Annotated in this window: 1 pseudogene; it reads left to right on the top strand. The window is 49.7% G+C overall.

What is annotated here, in order from left to right:
* Positions 1-1,924: pseudogene (locus ACTHUM_RS12190) on the top strand (hypothetical protein); the annotation flags it as partial.
* Positions 1,925-2,073: the final 149 nt, after the last annotated feature.

The following is a 2,073-nucleotide window of genomic DNA, read 5'->3' as shown; positions in this document are numbered from 1 at the left end:
AAACAGCACCACCCGCAGCGGTATCAACCCCCGCAACATACACATCACCGACGAAGCGGGACAACTTGCCCGAACAGGCAGGACTGCCAAAGAAACCGAAGCGCGTATCCACACCGGCATCGACACCGAAACTGCGGATCAACACTCAGGCCGTCTGAAAAACAGCTTCGACAAAGACGCGGTGGCCAAAGAAATCAACCTGCAAAGGGAAGTAACACAGGAGTTCGGCAAAAACGCCGCCCAAACCACAGCAGCCGTTTCCGACAAACTCGGCAATACCCAAAGTTACGAACGGTATCAGGCAGCCAAAACCCTGCTGGAGGCCAAACTGCAAAATACGGACAGCGAAGCCGAAAAAGCCGCTATCCGCACATCCCTCGGTCAAGTAAACGCCTACCTTGCCGAAAACCAAAGCCGCTACGACACCTGGAAAGAAGGCGGCATAGGCAGGAGTATCCTGCACGGGGCGGCAGGCGGACTGACGACGGGCAACCTCGGCGGCATACTGGCCGGCGGCGGCACTTCCCTTGCCGCACCGTATTTGGACGAAGCAGCGGAAAACCTCGGCCCGGCGGGCAAAGCGGCGGTCAACGCACTGGGCGGAGCGGCCATCGGCTATGCGGCGGGCGGAAATGTCGGTACGGCGGCAGTAGGGGCGAATGTCGATTGGAACAATAGGCAGCTGCACGACAGCGAGATCAGAAAAATTAAAGATAATGCCGCCAAATTTGCCAAACTCCATCCCGGCATTTCCCAACAGCAGGCAGAAAAGCGGCTGGTGGCGCAAGCCATGCGTCAGGTCGATGCGGCTTATTATGCCAAACATGCCGACACCGACACGGCGGCGGAACAATTCCTGCGCAGCATAGCGGGAAGTTTCAAAGCCGACGGGGAAACGTTCCTGGATTTTGCCCCGATGAAGTATTACAGGGACAGCGGTAAATTTGCCGAACAGCAGGGTTATAGGGAAACGAGGGAGCAGTTGAAAAGAAATGCGGTTTCCAGTTATACGGAAAGAAGCCGGCAGATTCGGAACAAAACTTTTGATACTGCTACAGCCGGACTGGGTAAAGGTGTAGCCAACCTGCCGTCGTTCTATGCAAACGGCTTCATCGGTACGTATAACGGCGTTATCGGCAAACTGGCCGGTAAGGAAGCACCGTATGTCCCATTGATCAAGGACTACAACAACCCTGTTGAAGAAGAGGTAGGTGATTGGGCTGCCGACAAAGTTGACAGAGCATTAGGCATGATAACCGGGATTAGGATCGGTGCTGTCTCGCCGGGAAGGAGTGTATGGAATAAGAACGGCAAAACCGGTGCTGGGCAAAAGACCGGGAGGATGTCCGTCCTCGATGGGGAGATGGCGGGAGGGAATAAAAATCCAATCACTTCAAAAAGACACAGTGATGTAACTAAGGACTATGTCGGCGTAACCGAACAAAAAGCGTTGCCTAAGCCGGATAAATCCGCACCGAAGATAAGACCTAATGGTACAGTAGAGCTATTTACAGACAGCAAAGGGGTACAAATACCTGGAGCAGTAGGGGTTAGCCCATCAGATCCGATGGCTGTTGCAAGAGATGCACGTTTTATGCCCAATATACCGACAGGCAGTCAGGCGAGAGTTATCGCAAATAATCCTTATATCCCTAAACCAGAAGGGAAATTTACAATAATGGATTATCTTCCTGAAGCAGCACGTATTACAAAAACAGGGGGAGAAATTGTGATTAATGGCACAGTAACCAATAAATATCTAAGAGGAATTCCAAATGAAACAGAACTGGCCCGAATGGGATTAAGGTTAAAATATAATGGTCCGTTAAAGGAGGAGTTTAAACAACTGAAATTTCAGAAGAGTGATGGAAGCGACTTGAACTCAACAGTCCTTAAAACCATTGTTTTTGAAAAGGTAAAATAATATGACAACTTATACTATTCCAAGAAAAGATTATCAATTTCTGTATATATATGAGGGCACTCTATTAAACTATACTTTGAAAAACGATGAATTTCATATTATCGTCAATTGTGTGGATTGTCCGGATTTACCTCAAGAGCTTCCTACCC

Source organism: Neisseria sp. P0021.S006 (assembly GCF_051956895.1).
Note: the sequence above shows the minus strand (reverse complement) of the source record. Positions and strands in the feature narration are given on the sequence as shown.